This window comes from Leisingera sp. ABD4_442 (genome assembly GCF_056160905.1).
Window position 1 is genome coordinate 1 of record NZ_JBSWYB010000017.1, and the last position, 15,605, is coordinate 15,605.

12 protein-coding genes are annotated in these 15,605 nt (G+C 65.7%); 6 read left to right on the forward strand and 6 right to left on the reverse strand.

Annotated features, from left to right (window positions below):
* Positions 1-224: 224 nt before the first annotated feature.
* The 6 genes from ACXAHG_RS13760 to ACXAHG_RS13785 form a co-directional block, all read right to left on the reverse strand.
* Positions 225-467 (reverse strand): hypothetical protein, encoded by a 243-nt coding sequence (locus ACXAHG_RS13760; protein WP_475045654.1) that lies wholly within the window; start codon positions 465-467, stop codon positions 225-227.
* A 174-nt stretch (positions 468-641) separates the two neighbouring features.
* The gene (locus tag ACXAHG_RS13765) at positions 642-1,328 is read right to left on the reverse strand and encodes a YjbF family lipoprotein (protein WP_475045655.1); all 687 of its coding nucleotides are present in this window, start codon (positions 1,326-1,328) and stop codon (positions 642-644) included.
* A 2-nt stretch (positions 1,329-1,330) separates the two neighbouring features.
* On the reverse strand, positions 1,331-3,595 hold the full coding sequence (locus ACXAHG_RS13770; protein WP_475058162.1) for a YjbH domain-containing protein: 2,265 nt from the start codon (positions 3,593-3,595) through the stop codon (positions 1,331-1,333).
* A gap of 219 nt (positions 3,596-3,814) precedes the next feature.
* A complete protein-coding gene (locus ACXAHG_RS13775; protein ID WP_475045658.1) occupies positions 3,815-5,695 on the reverse strand; it encodes a polysaccharide biosynthesis protein in 1,881 nt (626 codons plus the stop codon).
* A gap of 335 nt (positions 5,696-6,030) precedes the next feature.
* Positions 6,031-6,642 (reverse strand): sugar transferase, encoded by a 612-nt coding sequence (locus ACXAHG_RS13780; RefSeq protein ID WP_475045659.1) that lies wholly within the window; start codon positions 6,640-6,642, stop codon positions 6,031-6,033.
* Positions 6,639-7,511 carry an NAD-dependent epimerase/dehydratase family protein gene (locus tag ACXAHG_RS13785; protein WP_475058164.1) on the reverse strand — a complete coding sequence of 291 codons (873 nt, stop codon included), beginning with the start codon at positions 7,509-7,511 and terminating at the stop codon, positions 6,639-6,641. Before ACXAHG_RS13785 ends, ACXAHG_RS13780 begins: the two co-directional genes overlap by 4 nt.
* 127 nt (positions 7,512-7,638) lie before the next feature.
* Here ACXAHG_RS13785 and ACXAHG_RS13790 point away from each other — a divergent pair, with 127 nt between their 5' ends.
* From ACXAHG_RS13790 to ACXAHG_RS13815, 6 genes are all read left to right on the forward strand, one after another.
* Positions 7,639-8,757: a polysaccharide biosynthesis/export family protein gene (locus ACXAHG_RS13790; RefSeq protein ID WP_475045661.1), complete on the forward strand. Its 1,119-nt coding sequence runs from the start codon at positions 7,639-7,641 to the stop codon at positions 8,755-8,757.
* Between the two features lie 154 nt (positions 8,758-8,911).
* Complete coding sequence (locus tag ACXAHG_RS13795) at positions 8,912-9,367, forward strand: hypothetical protein (RefSeq protein ID WP_475058166.1); 456 nt, start codon at positions 8,912-8,914, stop codon at positions 9,365-9,367.
* Positions 9,368-9,428: 61 nt separating this feature from the next.
* Complete coding sequence (locus ACXAHG_RS13800; protein ID WP_475045664.1) at positions 9,429-10,598, forward strand: hypothetical protein; 1,170 nt, start codon at positions 9,429-9,431, stop codon at positions 10,596-10,598.
* A 109-nt stretch (positions 10,599-10,707) separates the two neighbouring features.
* On the forward strand, positions 10,708-11,394 hold the full coding sequence (locus tag ACXAHG_RS13805; protein ID WP_475045665.1) for a sulfotransferase family protein: 687 nt from the start codon (positions 10,708-10,710) through the stop codon (positions 11,392-11,394).
* 93 nt (positions 11,395-11,487) lie between these two features.
* A complete protein-coding gene (locus ACXAHG_RS13810) occupies positions 11,488-12,198 on the forward strand; it encodes a phytanoyl-CoA dioxygenase family protein (RefSeq protein ID WP_475045666.1) in 711 nt (236 codons plus the stop codon).
* A 114-nt stretch (positions 12,199-12,312) separates the two neighbouring features.
* Entirely contained in the window at positions 12,313-15,414 is a 3,102-nt protein-coding gene (locus ACXAHG_RS13815; protein WP_475045668.1) for an FG-GAP-like repeat-containing protein, read from the forward strand.
* Positions 15,415-15,605: the final 191 nt, after the last annotated feature.

A 15,605-nucleotide genomic window follows, 5' to 3' on the forward strand; every position in this document is an offset into this window, starting at 1 on the left:
ACTCAGGTGAGAGTAGTGGCGTCCCATTCAACATCCTCCGTGCAAGCTTCTGTATTCGTACAGAATTTGCACTTCGTTTGTGAATCCACCCCCGGCAACAGAGAAAGGCAGGTAAGGCATATTATGGTAAAACAACAAGTCAGACCCGCAAAAGAGAAACGGGCCCCTTGAGGAGCCCGTTTGCAAAATCCGTTTGCTGATCCGGACCGGTGCCCGGCAGCAGGTCACTCGGTGGTGGTGGTGGTGGTGGTGCCGGTTTCGTTGTCGTCGTTGGCAACCACGCCGATCACAACCAGGCCGGCCACGGCACCGGCCACGGCGCCTGCGCTCAGGCCGCCGGCAGCACCGATGCCGCCGCCAGTGCCGCCTGCACCGGCTTCTGCGCCGGTCGGCGCAACGGCTTGCGCCGAAACGGCGGTTGCGGAGGCCAGGGCGGCCAGGGTCAGGGCGGTAAGAACAGTTTTCATTTTCAAACTCCTCAGGAGAACTATGGAAAGATGCGTTGAGGCGACCTTAGGCGAGGCGGGATCGCATTTCAACGTATGGAATAGCCGCAAAACTGTTGAAATCCGGTTTGTCCCGCGGAATTTTTCCGCCCGTTGCCGCAAAGCCGCGGGAAACGGGCGGTCTGCGCACAGCTGTCACAGCCGCAGCTGGCGGATCCGCAGATATCCGGTCTCCGGACCGGCCCATTGCCGCGATTGCCAGACCTGGTTGCGGCCGGGGCGGGAATCAACCCAGTAATCGTTGACGACCGCCCCGCCGGCGCCTTCGCAGCGCTCCTGCAGGTGGCGGGCGGGATGGCTCACTTCGACAATCTCCACCGGTGCCGGGCCCAAGTCATGCAGGCTGCAGGCCATGTTCAGCATCGCCTGGCCGTTGCCATTGGCACGCACCGCATAGCGCCGGGCGCCGCCATGCGCCGGGCCCGCCACGCCCTCGGCCGCAGGCACAGAGGCCGACAGCAGACCGCCGCCCAGGCCGCGGGTGGCAACCACCATGCCGCTGCGCAGGGCAACAGAGACATTGTCCTGAGTGCGCCAGACCTCGATCGCGCCGGGGCTGCCGTCGCGGCGGCTGAGGCTGCGGGTCAGATAGGCCTTTGCATCGCGGTTTTCGATCACCACTTCGATATAGGCCTGGGTCTGCTTGTCCAGCAGTGCCCGGGTCAGTTCCACCGGCGGCGGCGGCGCGCTGCGCAGCCTGGTGAACTGCTGGCCCACCGCCTTCAGCACTTCCAGCTCTGCCGGGTTTTGCTCCGGCCCGCGGGCGCAGCCCCCCAGCAGCAGCACCGCGGCCGCCAGCGCCGCAGCAGTTATCCGGATCATGCTCATTCCCAGAACCTCGCACGCTGTTCTTCCAGGCTCTTGCGGTGGGCCTCGCGCACCGAGCCGTAAAGCCGGTCCGGCACCGCCACCCGCTGGCCGCCGTCGCGCTGGGTCGGGCGGATGGTCAGGCCGAAACCGGAGCGCGACGGCTTGCCCAGCAGCCAGTCGACCGGGATGCGGAAGCGGAACCCCTTGTCAAAGGATCCCTCGCCGAAATCCTCGGCCGAGACATTGGTCAGGGTAAAGAAGGCGCCGACCAGGAAGCCGTTGTCGAACTCCCGGTTCAGGCTGAAGGTGCCGCCATAGTCGCCAGCCAGGTAGCGGCCTGCATCCACCTGCATCAGATAGCCCTTGCCCAGCTCGGCATAGGCCGAGGCATGGCCGGTGAAGGTGCGGTAGTCGCGGAAGGAGAAGCGCTGGTCGAAATCGCGCTGCACCACATAGTTGGCCTCGAGCCCCAGGCCGATGCGGCTGTTGACCGGCTTCCACAGAACCTCGCCCGAGACGCCGCCGAACATGCTTTCAAACAGGCCCGCGGTGGCGCGGGCATAGAGGTTGCGCCCGGGCTTCCACAGGCGGCTCACATAGAGGTTTTCCAGGGTGGTGCCGAATTGGGCATATTCCACCTGATCGGTGCGCACCCGCGGCAGCCGCGAGTTGGAGGCACGCCCGTTTGCCACATTGCCCCAGATCCGCTGGCGGATGGTGCCGGCGATGCGCCAGCCCGGTGCGGGCGAATAGGAGGCGTTGAAATTCAGGCCCGCATCCAGCCGGAACGGCCGCTCCGGATCGAAATAGGCAGGCTCTGTATAGGGACTGATGGAGGTGGCAAAAGCCGGATACAGCTCGCCCGAGAAGATCGCCTCTTCCGGCAGCGGCCCGGCATCCTGCACCCCCGCGGCGGCAAACAGCGCGTCTGACGCCTCGGCATCAAATTCCAGCGCCTCCAGGTCGGAGCGGCGGATCTCGATGGCCGACAGGCCGATGCCGCGGCGCACCGGCACCAGGCGGAAGGTCTCCACCGAGGGCGGCATCGTCTGCGCCAGGGCGCGGGCGGCCCGGCCCGCCGCCTGCCCCGCCGAGCGGTAGCGCGGGTTGCGGTAGCGCAGCTCAGCCGCGGTGCCGTCGAGCGTGATCGCCTCCAGCACCAGCCCGTCCGCCTTCAGCGCTTCCGCAGCCAGATCGCGGATCTTGCGGGACTTGGCCTCGCTGGCAGCCCAGTCCTGGCTCCAATGGCTGTCCTCGGTGGCCCATTGCACCCGCGGCACGATCGGGTGCGGCGCCGGCACTGCCATCGGCGTGGGCGGGTTGTTCGGATTGAGCTGAATCTGCGCGGTGACGCCGATTTCCGAGCCGTAGAGGTAATAGGCGCCCAGCCGCACCCGGTCGGAATACTGGTATTCGATGCCGTAATTGATTGAGGAGCGGCGCTCGAACACATCCGAGATCTGCGTCTCGGTCACATAGGCGTCGGTGGAATATTCCGCCTTCAGGCTCCAGCGTTCATCGGGCTGCCATTCAAAGCCGCCGAAGGGCGCGAAATCGCCGCGGAACCACTGGTCGGTCGACAGTTCGCCGCCGGTGCTGCCGCCCACGAATGTGGGGCGGTTGCCGCCGATATTGCCGATGGCGCCGCTGCTGCCGAGCCGCCCCCAGCCCAGGCCCGCCGACAGTTTCAGGCGGCCGGGCGCGCGGCCCCAGCCCAAAGCGGCGCCCTGAAACCGCTTGGTGGCGACAAAATATTCCGCCGCATAGACCCCGGTGCCGGCAAAATCCTGCAGCCCCATGGTGACCTCGGGCAGCCAGCCGCGCTCGCGCCAGAGCCGGGCGCGCACGTCAAAGCCGCGGTCGTAATAGGTGTCAAAGCCGAACAGCCGCAAATCCTGGATGCCGTTGTAGCGGAACGAGGCGCTGAGCCAGGGCAGCGCCTGGAAGGTGATGTTGTAGCGCGAGGTGCCGCCGAACCAGGAATAGGTGACCGCATACTGGCCGTCCGGCAGCATGTCAGCGCTCGGGGTGTCGATGATCCCGGGCGAGCCATAGAAGTTGAGGCTGGGCGGCGGCAGCGGCTTCAGCCGCGGCGCGGCCGCTTCGGTTCCGGGCGCGGCGCCATGGCCTGCCCGGGTGATCTCCGGCCCCTGCAGCCAGTGCTGGGCGCTGCCGGGCAGCGCCATCAGCCACAGCGCGGCCGCCGGGGCCGCCAGCCGCGCCGCCCGGGGCAGCCCACGGGCTGCGGTGCGGCGCAAAAGGGTCTTGGTCGGGGTCACGGGAAACCTGCCTTTGGAACTGCCTGCTGCCGGGCCGCTTTGCCCGGCCCTCTCACCTGTTGCCCCGCTTAGAGCATGAATGGCCGGGCCGGATCAATTGCCGCGGCGCGGGCGGCGGAAGTTTCCCCGCCACTGCAGCCCCGGCGCCGCACCCGTACCCGCGCCAGGGCTTGCAATTACGGGGCTTGCACCGGCCCTGATACGGGGATTTCCGCAGGATCAGGAAGTCTTGCGCCCGGCCTCCAGCGGCTGGCAGTAGCCCTCGACCCAGCGCTGGATCACCTGCCGCGCCGCCGCCTCGTCGCCCGCCGCCACCGCCTGGCGCAGGCTGCGCAGGAAGCCCGCGACCTCGATCTCCGACAGCACGGTCTCGCGGGCGCAGAAGATCTTGGGATGGCGGGTATGGATCAGCTCCTCGCTCAAGGTCAGCTCCTCCTCCATCTTCTCGCCGGGGCGCAGCCCGATGATCTCGATGGCGATATCGCCCTCCGGATGCTCTGCATCGCGCACGCTGTGGCCCGCGCTTTCGATCACCTGGCGGGCCAGCTGCAGGATCGGCACCGGCTCGCCCATATCCAGCACAAAGACCTCGCCGCCCTGAGCCATGTCGCCCGCCTGCAAGACCAGCTGCACCGCCTCGCTGATGGTCATGAAGAAGCGGCGCACATTCGGGTCGGTCACGGTGACCGGGCCGCCGCGGCTGATCTGCTCCTGGAACAAGGGCACCACTGAACCGCTTGAGCCCAGCACATTGCCGAAGCGCACCATGGTGAACACCGTGCGGCCCCCGAACCGGGTCGCCAGGTCCTGCACGATGAGTTCCGCCATGCGTTTGGAGGCGCCCATCACATTGGCCGGGTTCACCGCCTTGTCGGAAGAAATCAGAATGAAGCGCTCAACCCCTGCCCGCGCCGCGGCGCGGGCCAGGGTCTGGGTGCCAAAGACATTGTTGGCCAGGCCCGGCAGCGGGTTCGCCTCGACCAGCGGCACATGTTTGTAAGCCGCCGCATGCAGCACCACCTGCACCTGATGGGCACTCAGCACCATCCGCACCTGGCGCGGATCAGTGACCGAGCCCAAGACCGGCACCAGTTCGATGCCCGCGGCCTCGGCCAGGGGGCCAAGCTCCTGATGCACATTGTAAAGCGCCAGCTCGCTGAGTTCGAACAGCACCAGCTTCGAGGGCCGGCAGGTCAGCACCTGGCGGCACAGTTCCGAACCAATCGAGCCGCCGGCACCGGAGACCAGCACCGCCTTGCCCTGGTAGGAGCCGGCCGCTTCCTTCAGGGGCACATTGCGCGCAGCCCGGCCCAGAAAGGCCTGCGGCGCCACCGGCGTCAGCTTGTCGACCAGGGCCTCCTCGCCGATCAGCTGGGCAAAGGAGGGCAGCGCCTGCACCTCCAGCCCCAGTTTCTGCAGCCGCTGGGTGATCTGCGCCTGGCGCGGCTGGCTCTGCGAGGGCATCGCCAAGAGCACCCGGCTGATCTGGCGCGCCTGCACGATCTCGGAAATCCGCGTGGGCGCAAAGACCGGCAGCCCGACCAGGGTCAGCCCCTGCAAGGAGGAATTGTCATCGGCAAAGGCCACCGGGTCGATGCCGTCATGGGCCTTCAGCGCCTGGGCCAGCTGGGTGCCGGTATTGCCCGCGCCATAGATCAGCACCCGGCAGCGCGGCTGGGCGCGGCGGTAGACCGCCAGCACCACCTGCAGCATCGCCGCACGGGTCACCACCATGAACAGGAAATAGCAGATCGCAAACACCACATGGGTGCCGGGCGGCAGCGCCGGGCCGAACCCCGCAGCCAGCAGCGCCAGCACCAGCGCACTGCCGCCCGCCAGCAGTGCGCTTTGCGCCGCGGCATGGCGCTCATAGGCGTTGAGCTGCACATGCGGCAGCCCCAGCCACAGCGCCAGCCCGGCCGCAGAGGCCAGCACATAGGGCAGCACCGGCAGCAGCGCCCCCAAGGTCGCCAGCGCCGGATCCGGCAGCGGCTGCACTTCCAGGGTGAACAGCAGCGCCAGCGGCAAAAGCGCCAGGTCGGCGGCCAGGAATACATAGGATTTCTGCCTGCGCGATAGCGCACTGATCAGATTATACATGCCCGCCTGTCCTCAACTGCCATGTGCTGCTGCCTGCACTTTTTATCCTGCGGCCCTGCCATGCCTGCCCGCAAAAGCCCGGGCGGCAGGGGAAATGACTAAACCAATATGGCGCGGCGGAAACCTCCGCACCGCTCTTAAAACGTAATTCCTATCATAACCGGTTTTCTGTCTATTACCCGGTTTTCCTCTGCTAAAAAACCGCGGAGCGGCGAAAAACCGCCGCTTTCGCCCCGCGATTGCCATGCTTGCGCCGCCGCCGCGCCGCAATCCTGCGCCGGCCTCCGCAACAGGGCCGCAAAAACAGTCAGAACGGGAATCAGCGCCCCCGTACGCTACCCTCGGCGGAAGATATTGCCAATGGTCTGAAACACGATGTCGAAGTCGTAGCACATGCTCTGATGGCGCTGGTAGATCAGGTCCAGCCGCGCCTTCACCGGCACGCAGGCGCGGGAGTAGACCGCATCGGTCTCTTCGGCGCTGCCGCAGCGCGCCAGGAGCGCCGCCTCGTGGCGGTGATAGGTGATCGAGGCCAGCCCGGTGACCCCGGGGCGCGATTTCAGCACCTCGGCGTAGATCTCCGGATGCGCCTCGACATACTGCCTGAGCGGCGGGCGCGGCCCGACAAAGGAGATATCGCCCTTCAGGATGTTCCACAGCTGCGGGAACTCATCCAGCCGCTTGGAGCGCAGCCAGGCGCCGGTGCGGGTGATGCGGGCGGCCTTGTCGCCGCCGGAGACGCCCGTATCGGTGTCCGCCACGGTCATGGTCCTGAGCTTCCAAAGCATGAAGGGCTGATCCACCCCCTTCATCCGCTCCGCCACATAAAACAGCGGCCTCCCCTCTTTCCACAAGAGCCATCCCAGCAGCAGCAGCAGCACAGGCCCCAGCACCACGATCAGCAGAGCGGCGAAGAAAAGGTCGAAAATCCGTTTGCGCCAGGTCATCGGCTGCTCTGCTCCTTGTTCAATTGCGGCTCTAATCCGGCCCATTCTGCCGCCATGGCGCCCGGATCCGCCGGCGCCAGCTCAAAGGGCAAAAGCGCCTGCAGCCGGGCCGTGTCCAGCGCCACCTCAGGGATGGCCGCCTGCGGCGCCGGGGTCCAGGCAAAGGGGCGCCCTGCCGCCGCCAGCAGCGCTGCCATTTCCACCGCGCCGGGCTGCGCGATGTTGAGCGCGGGCGGCAAGCCCGGCGCCTGCAAGAGCGCCGCCAGCACCTGCGCCAGCACCCGCACCCCGGTATAGCTGCGCCGCGGGCTGGTGCCGTCCGCAAATTGATCCAGCCGGAACCCGGGCCGCCAGCCGCCCAGAACAGCGTCGAACCCGGCAATATTGCCGATCCGCAAGGCGCAGACCGGCACCCCCAGCTGCGCTCCCAGCGCCGCGGCGCGGTGCTCCATCTCCGCCTTGGCGGCGCCGTAGGGATTGGCGGGGCGCCGCGGCGCGTCTTCCGTCAGCAGGCCGCCCTGCGCGCCATAGACCGCCGCCGAAGAAGCCAGCAGCACCCGGGCCCCTGCAGCAGCGCCTGCGCGCACCGCCGCCTCGCCCAGGCGGATGTGCGCCTGCATCTCCCCTGCGCCTCTTCCCGGCACCGGCCCGGCCAGGCAGAGGATGGCCTCCGCCCCCGCCGCCAGGCGCGCCAGCGCCTGCGGCTCCGCCAGCGGGTCCAGCACATGCCAGTCCCCGCCTGTTGCGGCCGGGCCGCCCTGCAAGCGGCGCGCCTGCAGGCGCAGATGCACCCCTTCGGGCGGGGCCAGCTGCATCAGCTGCCCGATCCGCCCTGTTGCGCCCAGAACCACTGCGGCGGGAATCCCCATGCTCTGCTGCCTGTTCCTGTTGACCCTCTGCGTCAGCCCAGTATCCTTTGGCCGGACAAAAATCAAAGCGGTTCCCCCGGGCATATCTCCCGGCCAGGGGCCCGAGCGCTTGAATGGCAGGCACCTCATGCTGAAACTTCTTCCCTGGCTGGCTGCTGCCGGCCTGATCCTTCTGCCCGCAGCCTGTTCCCGCCTGCCCGGCGGCGCCCCGGCCAGCGAGGAGATCCTGAAAGAATCAGGCGAGGCGGATGCCAATTTCGCGCTCTACCAGGTGAACCGGGCACTGCTGCCGACGGTGGCCGCATGGCCCGCCACCGGCAAGCAGGAGCGGCTCAATTGGCTGCGCGGCCATCAGGGCGCCAAGACCCAGATCATCCAGCCCGGCGACCAGCTGACCCTCAGCATCTGGGACAGCAACGACAATTCGCTGCTGACCGCAGCCGAGCAGAAGATGGTGCAGCTGCAGGATATGAAAGTTGCCGCCAACGGCTCCATCTTCATGCCCTATGTGGGCGATGTCACCGTCACCGGGCTGACCCCGGACCTGGCCCGGCGCAAGCTTCAGGAGGCGCTGGAGCCTGTTGTTCCTTCCGCCCAGGTGCAGCTGGCGATGGCCGAGGGCCGCGGCAATTCGGTCGATCTGGTCTCCGGCGTGGCCCAGCCAGGCACCTATCCGATGCCGGACCGCAACTACACGGTAATGGGGCTGATTTCCGCAGGCGGCGGCATCAGCGCCAATCTCAACAACCCGCAGATCCGCCTGGTGCGCGGCCAGAACATCTATGGCACCTCGGTCGACAACCTGTTGAACAACCCCCGCCTGGACACCCTGCTGCGCGGCGGCGACCGGGTTTTCGTCGAGGAGGATGAGCGCTATTTCCTTTCCTTCGGCGCCACCGGCGAAGAAGACCTGCATATCTTCTCCAAAGACGAGATGTCGGCAATGGACGCGATGTCCGTGGCAGGCGGTTTCCAGGACGGCAAGGCCGATCCCAAGGGCCTGCTGATCCTGCGCGAATACCCGGCCTCGGCGGTGGCGCCGGGGGTGCGCGGGCCGCGCCAGCAGCGGGTGGTGTTCTCGCTCGACCTCACCTCCGCCGACGGGCTGTTCTCGGCGCGCCAGTTCCAGGTGAACCCGGGCGATCTGGTCATGGCCACCGAATCCCCGATCAACGATGCGCTGACCATCTCCAACATCTTCGGCAACTTCTTCGGCGTCTTCAGCCGCGCCGGTATTATCGAGTAACAGCGGCCCGGAAAAAAATCACTAAACCTTTAAATGAAATCTCTTTCTGGTATATTGACGCTGCCCTTGGGTAAAGCCGTGCGGAAAAAACGGGACGGGGCGCGTTTGGTTGATCTGATTTGAGCATAGGGGCAGTTCAAGAATGACATTTCCGATGACGGGCGCTCGCCTTATTGACCTCCGGGGCCTGCGCCGCCCGCTGTCTCTGTTTGCGGTTCTGGCCTGCGGCTTTCTGGCCGGGCTGCCCGGCCCTTCCGCCGCGCTGGAGGCGGACCCCGTGCAGCAGCATAATTCCAATGCGCTCTGGTTCGAGAACTGGCTGGGGCTGCGCAATGCAACCCTGGTGATCGCCGCCCCCAATGGCACTGTCACCGAAATCTTTGCCGCCAGCGGCACCCCGGTGTTCGAACTGGCCCGGGACACGGTGCTGGACGGCACCTACCGGTATGAGCTCAAGGCGGCAACGGACACGCTGGAAGAGATTGCCAATCCGCTCGACAACGGCCGCGGCGAAGCCGCCGGCACCAAGGCGAAACCTTTTTACATGAGCGGCTCCTTTGTCGTGTCGCGCGGCGTGATCATCACGCCGGAAACCCTCACCGAAGACTAATCAGCGAAGGCTCTGCGCCGGCACGGCCGGCCGCATGGAATAAGCCAGGGAGATAATCCAGATGAAAAAGACAATTCTACAATCCCTGGCCGCAGGCACGGGCACATTGGCCCTGATGGCCGGCGCCGCCCAGGCGGACCAGGTCTTCAACGACGATGTGATCATCACCCAGAGCCTCTGCGTCGGCCAGGATTGCGTCAATGGCGAAAGCTTCGGCTTTGACACCATCCGGATGAAGGAAAACAACACCCGGATCAAGTTCCAGGACACCTCCAACACCGCCAGCTTCCCCACCGTCGACTGGCAGCTGACCGCCAATGAATCGGATAACGGCGGCCTGAACAAATTCTCCATCGAATCCATCGACAACAGCGCGGTGCCTTTCACGGTGGAATACGGCGCGCCTTCGAATGCGCTTTATGTGGATGACGGCGGCCGCATCGGCCTCGGCACCACCTCGCCGGTGGTGGAGATCCACGTGCCGGACGGCGACACCCCGACCCTGCGGCTGGAGCAGGACGGCACCTCGGGCTTTACCCCGCAGACCTGGGATCTCGCCGGCAATGAAAGCAATTTCTTTGTCCGCGACGTGACCAACGGCAGCTTGCTGCCGTTCAAGATCCAGCCTGGGGCTGGAACAAACATGCTGTACCTCGCTGAAAATGAAGAGGTAGGGATCAACACCAGCAGCCCCGGCGGAGTGCTGCATGTGGTCGAAACCGACAATATCAGCGGCGCGACGGATCACGTGATCCTTGAGAACACCAATGGGACGCCAGCGCAGCGGACCATGCTGCGCCTGCGCAACAACGGCGGCAGCCAGATCGTACTGGAAAACACGGCTGCAAGCGGCGACTGGCGGCTGGCGCATCGCAACTCCGACCAGGTTTTTGCCATTTTCACCAGCTACAACAATACCTCGCCGCTGGAGCTTACGCAGAACGGGGATCTGACGATCACGGGCACCATCACCACAACCGGCTCTTGCGCCACGCCTTGCGATGGGGTTTTCGAAGAAGACTACGACATCCTGCCAATCGCCGAACGGGCACAGCTGATGTACAAGCAAGGCTACCTGCCCAATGTCGGCCCGACCGCTGAAAGCGGCCAGTATGAGCTGACCAGCAAGCTGCTGGGCATGCTGAACGAGCTGGAACATGCACATATCTACATTTCACAGCTGAACGACCGCATTGCAGTGCTCGAAACAGCCTTGCAAGCACAAGACTGAAACCGGCCGGGGCCTTTCCCGCGGGCACAGCCCAAGCCGGTTGATCCTGGCTTGGGTGCATGCTGTATATGAGCAACTCAGCAGACTCGACGGAATTTGGCAGGTGCGCATGCGAAGTTTCTCCCCGGATGACCCCCTGATCTTCATCCATGTCCCGAAAACCGCGGGCACATCTGTCAGAACGGTGTTTCAGAAATGGTTCCCGGACCAGCTTAAGCTGCATTACTACAACGAGCCCAAGGGAGAAATGCCGCGCCGGCTTGACCTGGACGCCCCCGGTGCGGCGCCAGTCATTTATGGCCATTTCAACCGGCTGCGCGGCTTTGGCATTTCAGACTACTATCCCAGCGTCCGGCAGTTCCTGACAATCCTGCGCGATCCGTTTGACATGCATATCTCGCGCTATTTCTTCAGCCAGCGCCGCGCTGAAGACTGGAAGCACGGATCAGATATAGGAGACGCCAGCCTTAGCAGGCATCTCGAGACCGGCCATCTGAATATGCTGGAGCATTTTCCCCGTCCGGTCACTGCCGAAAATTACCGGGAGCAGTTTGAAGAATTTTTTATCGGCGTCGGATGTTATGAAACATTGGACTCCTGCCTGCAGCGTTTTGAAAAGCTGCTCGGCCGCCCTGCCGGGACAGCCCGCTTGCCGCATTTGAATGCCGGCAAGCCAAGGCCGGCCCTGCCTGAGGGCGCATATGAGCGGTTCCGCGAGCGGTTCCCGCTCGAATTCGAAATCTATGACTGGGCCCGGATCCATTCTGAAACCGAGAACCGCTCCCTTTTGGCCTGACTTAGGCCTGGCGCGAGCAGCCATCTGGACGCTTTGCCTGCCACACAGTATGCAAGCAGGGTTCGAAATCTTCCATAAAGGGCCTGCCCCGAAATGAGTAAAATCTCCGATTCCGTTGAGAAAAAATCTTTAGATATAACTGGTTACAGCTCCCCTTTGCCTTTGGCCGAGCCAGAGAGAGCCCAGAAGGTTCTTGCTCAGCACAGTCAGTCAGGCATGTATCAGCGGGACGGCCATATCGAAAACCCTGTGGTGCATTCCCTGCTTTCCGACCCCGGCCTGACCGAACATGTCCAGCGCCTGTGCGGCGGCGATCTGGTTTTGTGGCGGAGCGCTTTCTTCAGCAAGACAGAAGGCAGCCGCGAAGTTGGATGGCACCATGACAAGCATTTCCATTCAGCAGAGGAGGAGAGCATACGGCTGGAGGAAAGCGGGGCGCATTTTTCTGTCTTATTCGGCCTCACCGACATCACCCATACAAATGGCCTGCTCGAAGTCATACCTGGATCACACCTGCCGCAGCCGGGGTTCGAAAGGGATCTTCGCCCATATCACAAGCGCCCGTCCAAAGAGCACTTTCTCACCGGCCTCCCGGAAGAGCTTCTGGCTGAGCGGCGCCCGGTTCCGATTCCGGCAGGCTGCTTTGTGCTCTTTCATTCTGCCCTGCTGCACCGCAGCCTCAGCCACACCTCCGGCCCGCCGCGCCTGGGGCTTGCCATCCGGCTTGCCAAGCGCGGCCTCGCTATCCCTCCGGAACTTGCCCCGGCGGAAGCGGTGATGCCCTTTCCGCCTCACCATCAGTAATGCGGGCAGCGGATGGCAGCGCGCCGGTTTCGCAGCATGCGTCGTGAACCGGCCCGGCCACGCCCGCTTGTACATCCCGGCGCCAGATAGCAATACACCCAGATAAAGGCAGACATGACAGTCCAAACCCGCCCCGCACGCCTGTTTCTGTCGCTCCTGATCCTGGGCACCCTGGCCTATCTGTTCTGGACCGGCTCCCGCTATCCGGCGCTGAATGAAAAGCTGATGATGTCCGGGGCGATCCAGCTGGAGGATCCCTTGAGCTTTGAGGCGCATTTCCCGCTGACAGAGGCAATGGGCATCCCCGAGCGGATTTTCTACACCACCCTGAACTGGCTCCACACCAACCGGCAGGGCATGACCTTCGGCATTCTGTTTGCCGCCGGTTTCATGACCCTTCTGGGCAGCCTGCAGCAGCGCAGCTTCCGCGGCGGCTTTGCCAATGCGGTGCTGGGGCTGGCGGTGGGGGCGCCGCTGGGGGTCTGCGCCAATTGCGCGGCACCGGTCGGGCGCGGGCTTTATGCGGCCGGGATGCGGGCCGAAACCGCGCTGGCGGCCATGGTGGCCTCGCCGTCGCTGAACATCGTGGTGCTGTCGATGATGTTCAGCCTGCTGCCCGCCTATATGGCCCTGGCCAAGATCGGCATCAGCCTGCTGGTGATCCTGGGCGCGGTGCCGCTGATCTGCCGCTACGCCCTGCCCCGGCAGGCCGCCGCCGCAGAGGTGCCGGCGCCTGCCCCCTGGACCGCACAGGAGCTGGCCGCAGGGACCCCGCGCGAAAGCCTGGCGGCGGCCGGGGCGGCGGTGGCACGCGCCTATGCCGCCAATCTGTGGCGGATTATCCGCCTCACGGTGCCCTTGATGCTGGCGGCCGGGCTGCTGGGCGCCACCGCGGCGACGCTTTTGCCGCCGGATCTGATCACCGGGCTGGGCTTTGGCGCGGGCATCCTGGTGCTGCTCACCCTGGCCGGGCTGTTCCTGCCGGTGCCGATGGCCTTTGACGCGGTGCTGACCGGGGCGCTGCTGGCCGCCGGGCTGCCGCATGGCTATGTGATGGCGCTGCTGATCACGCTGGGCAGTTTCTCGGTCTATTCCTTTCTGATCATCCGCCAGAGCCTGGGGCTGCGCGCCGCCGCGCTGATGGCGGCGGTGCTGGCCGGGCTCGGCATCCTGGCCGGGGCGGCAGCGCAGGGCTATCACGGCTGGCAGAGCCGCCGGGCGCTGGAGCTGCTGCTGCAGAGCGAAGCCCCGGCCCCGGTTACCGCTCCGCTCCGGGCCGTGCCCTGGGGCGCAGCCCAGGCGGCGACGCTGGATCCGGGCCCGCGGGCCATCAGCCCGGATGCCGCCCGCATCACTGTCACCGCCGCACCCTTCGCGCCGCCCTCGCCGCCGGCAGAGACCGGCTTTACCCGGATGGAAGCCTCTGCCGCGGGCATTGATAAGCCGCTGGAATTCGGCATGCGCGACATGTGGCCGCCGTTCTGGGAGGGCCGCAGCCTGGCGGCCGGCGATATCGACAGGGACGGCGACCTGGACCTGGCCATCGCCTCCACCGAGGCGGGGCTCTATCTCTATGAAAACGACGGCCAGGGGCAGTTCTCCCGGATCGCGGCAGAGCTTGGGCCGCTGGCGCAGGCCCCCGTCTTCAACGCCGCCCTGGCCGATATCGACAATGACGGCTGGAGCGACCTGTTCCTGGCCAGCTACCTGCAGGGCAATTACTGGTGGCGCAATGTGCAGGGGCAGTTCGGCCCGGAGCCGCCGCGCGCCGTGAAAAACCGTGCCGATGCGCCGCTGACCATGGCGCTCAGCTTTGCCGATGCCGATGGCGACGGCACTTTGGACGCGGCCCTGGGCAACTGGGCGGCGGGCTGGTACCGGCGCATCCCCGGCGAGGAGGCGCGCAACCGGGTGCTGTGGAACCGGGACGGCCAGATGACCGGCGGGACCTATACCGATCTGCCCGGCATCCCCGGCGAGACCCTGTCGGTGCTGTTCAGCGATTTCGACGGCAACGGCACCCCGGACCTGATTGCCGGCAATGATTTCGACATCCCGGATTACTTCTACCGCGGCGACGGCAAGGGCGGGCTGGCGATGCTGAGCCAGCCGGAAGGGCTGATCCCGCATACCACCACCACCACGATGGCGGTCAAAACCGCCGATCTGTTCAACACCGGCCGGCCCGCGCTCTATCTGGCGCAGATCGCCGGGCGCTCCTCCGGGGTCTCGGATACCCTGAAGATGCAGCCGCTGGCGCTCTATTGCGCGGCCATTGCCGATCCCGCGGCCAAGGCGCTCTGCGAGCAGAACATGGCCATCAAATCCTGGTACAAGACCGGCAACAATTTCGATCCCGCCTATGCCGGGCGCTGCCAGGCAATGACGGGGCAGGCCCAGGCCGATTGCAAGGCGATGCTGATCAAGGATCTGGCGATCCAGAAGCGCGACCCTTCGGTCTGTGCGCTGATCCCCGCCGCCCAGGAGATCCCGCGCGCCTATTGCGATCTGCATTTCAAACCCTCCCGCCGCCCGGCGGCCGGGGAAATCGCGCTGACCCATCCGCAGATCCTGCGCTCCAACGTGCTGCTGGAATGGCAGGGCACCGCCTTTGCCGATACCGCCGCGGCGCGCGGCCTGGACGTGGGCGGCTGGAGCTGGGACACCAAGATCGCCGATTTCGACCAGGACGGCTGGCTGGACGTCTATATCGTCAATGGCACCTGGGTGCCCAATGAGGTTTCCCCGTCGAACCTGTTCTTCCACAACATCCCGGCGGCGGCGGGCGGGCGCCGCTTTGCCGAGGCTTCCGGCCCCTTCGGGCTGGAGGATTACCTGATGACGGCCGCGGCGGTGCAGTTTGACATGGATGGCGATGGCGACTTGGATCTGCTGACCCATCCGGTGAACGGGCCGCTGGCGCTGTTCCGCAACAACAGCCAGAACGCCGCCATCGCCTTTGAGCTGGAGGATCTGGCGGGCAACCGGGCTGCCATCGGCGCCCGCATCCGCCTGACCGCCGCAGACGGCAGCATCCAGACCCGGGAACTGCAGCTGGGCGGCGGCTTCATGAGCTTTGATGCGCCGCGGGCGCATTTCGGGCTGGGCCGGGCGGCCAGTGCCGCGGGCGCCAGCATCCGCTGGCCGGACGGCACGGAAACCAAGCTGGCAGGGCCGCTGCCCGCAGGCCATCTGTACCGGATCCGCCGCCAGTAGCCCCGCCTGCGGCGGCGGGCAGCGGCAAGCCCCCTGGCCAGGAGGGCGGGACCGTGCAGATCTGCTACAGTCTTTGGAACTTTGATATTTTTTGCGATCCAAAGTTGTGGCGGATTTCCGCCTGCCCTACCGTAACCCCGGTACCCCGCGCCCCTGGCCCGGCCCTTTGCCCGAGAGATAGTTAAGGACTT

What these genes read in the sequence shown, in the direction of transcription:
- ACXAHG_RS13760 (WP_475045654.1), bottom strand. Translation starts at nt 467, where the DNA reads ATGAAAACTGTTCTTACCGCCCTGACCCTGGCCGCCCTGGCCTCCGCA.
- ACXAHG_RS13765 (WP_475045655.1), bottom strand. Translation starts at nt 1,328, where the DNA reads ATGATCCGGATAACTGCTGCGGCGCTGGCGGCCGCGGTGCTGCTGCTG.
- ACXAHG_RS13775 (WP_475045658.1), bottom strand. Translation starts at nt 5,695, where the DNA reads ATGTATAATCTGATCAGTGCGCTATCGCGCAGGCAGAAATCCTATGTA.
- ACXAHG_RS13780 (WP_475045659.1), bottom strand. Translation starts at nt 6,642, where the DNA reads ATGACCTGGCGCAAACGGATTTTCGACCTTTTCTTCGCCGCTCTGCTG.
- ACXAHG_RS13785 (WP_475058164.1), bottom strand. Translation starts at nt 7,511, where the DNA reads ATGGGGATTCCCGCCGCAGTGGTTCTGGGCGCAACAGGGCGGATCGGG.
- ACXAHG_RS13790 (WP_475045661.1), top strand. Translation starts at nt 7,639, where the DNA reads ATGCTGAAACTTCTTCCCTGGCTGGCTGCTGCCGGCCTGATCCTTCTG.
- ACXAHG_RS13795 (WP_475058166.1), top strand. Translation starts at nt 8,912, where the DNA reads ATGACGGGCGCTCGCCTTATTGACCTCCGGGGCCTGCGCCGCCCGCTG.
- ACXAHG_RS13800 (WP_475045664.1), top strand. Translation starts at nt 9,429, where the DNA reads ATGAAAAAGACAATTCTACAATCCCTGGCCGCAGGCACGGGCACATTG.
- ACXAHG_RS13805 (WP_475045665.1), top strand. Translation starts at nt 10,708, where the DNA reads ATGCGAAGTTTCTCCCCGGATGACCCCCTGATCTTCATCCATGTCCCG.
- ACXAHG_RS13810 (WP_475045666.1), top strand. Translation starts at nt 11,488, where the DNA reads ATGAGTAAAATCTCCGATTCCGTTGAGAAAAAATCTTTAGATATAACT.
- ACXAHG_RS13815 (WP_475045668.1), top strand. Translation starts at nt 12,313, where the DNA reads ATGACAGTCCAAACCCGCCCCGCACGCCTGTTTCTGTCGCTCCTGATC.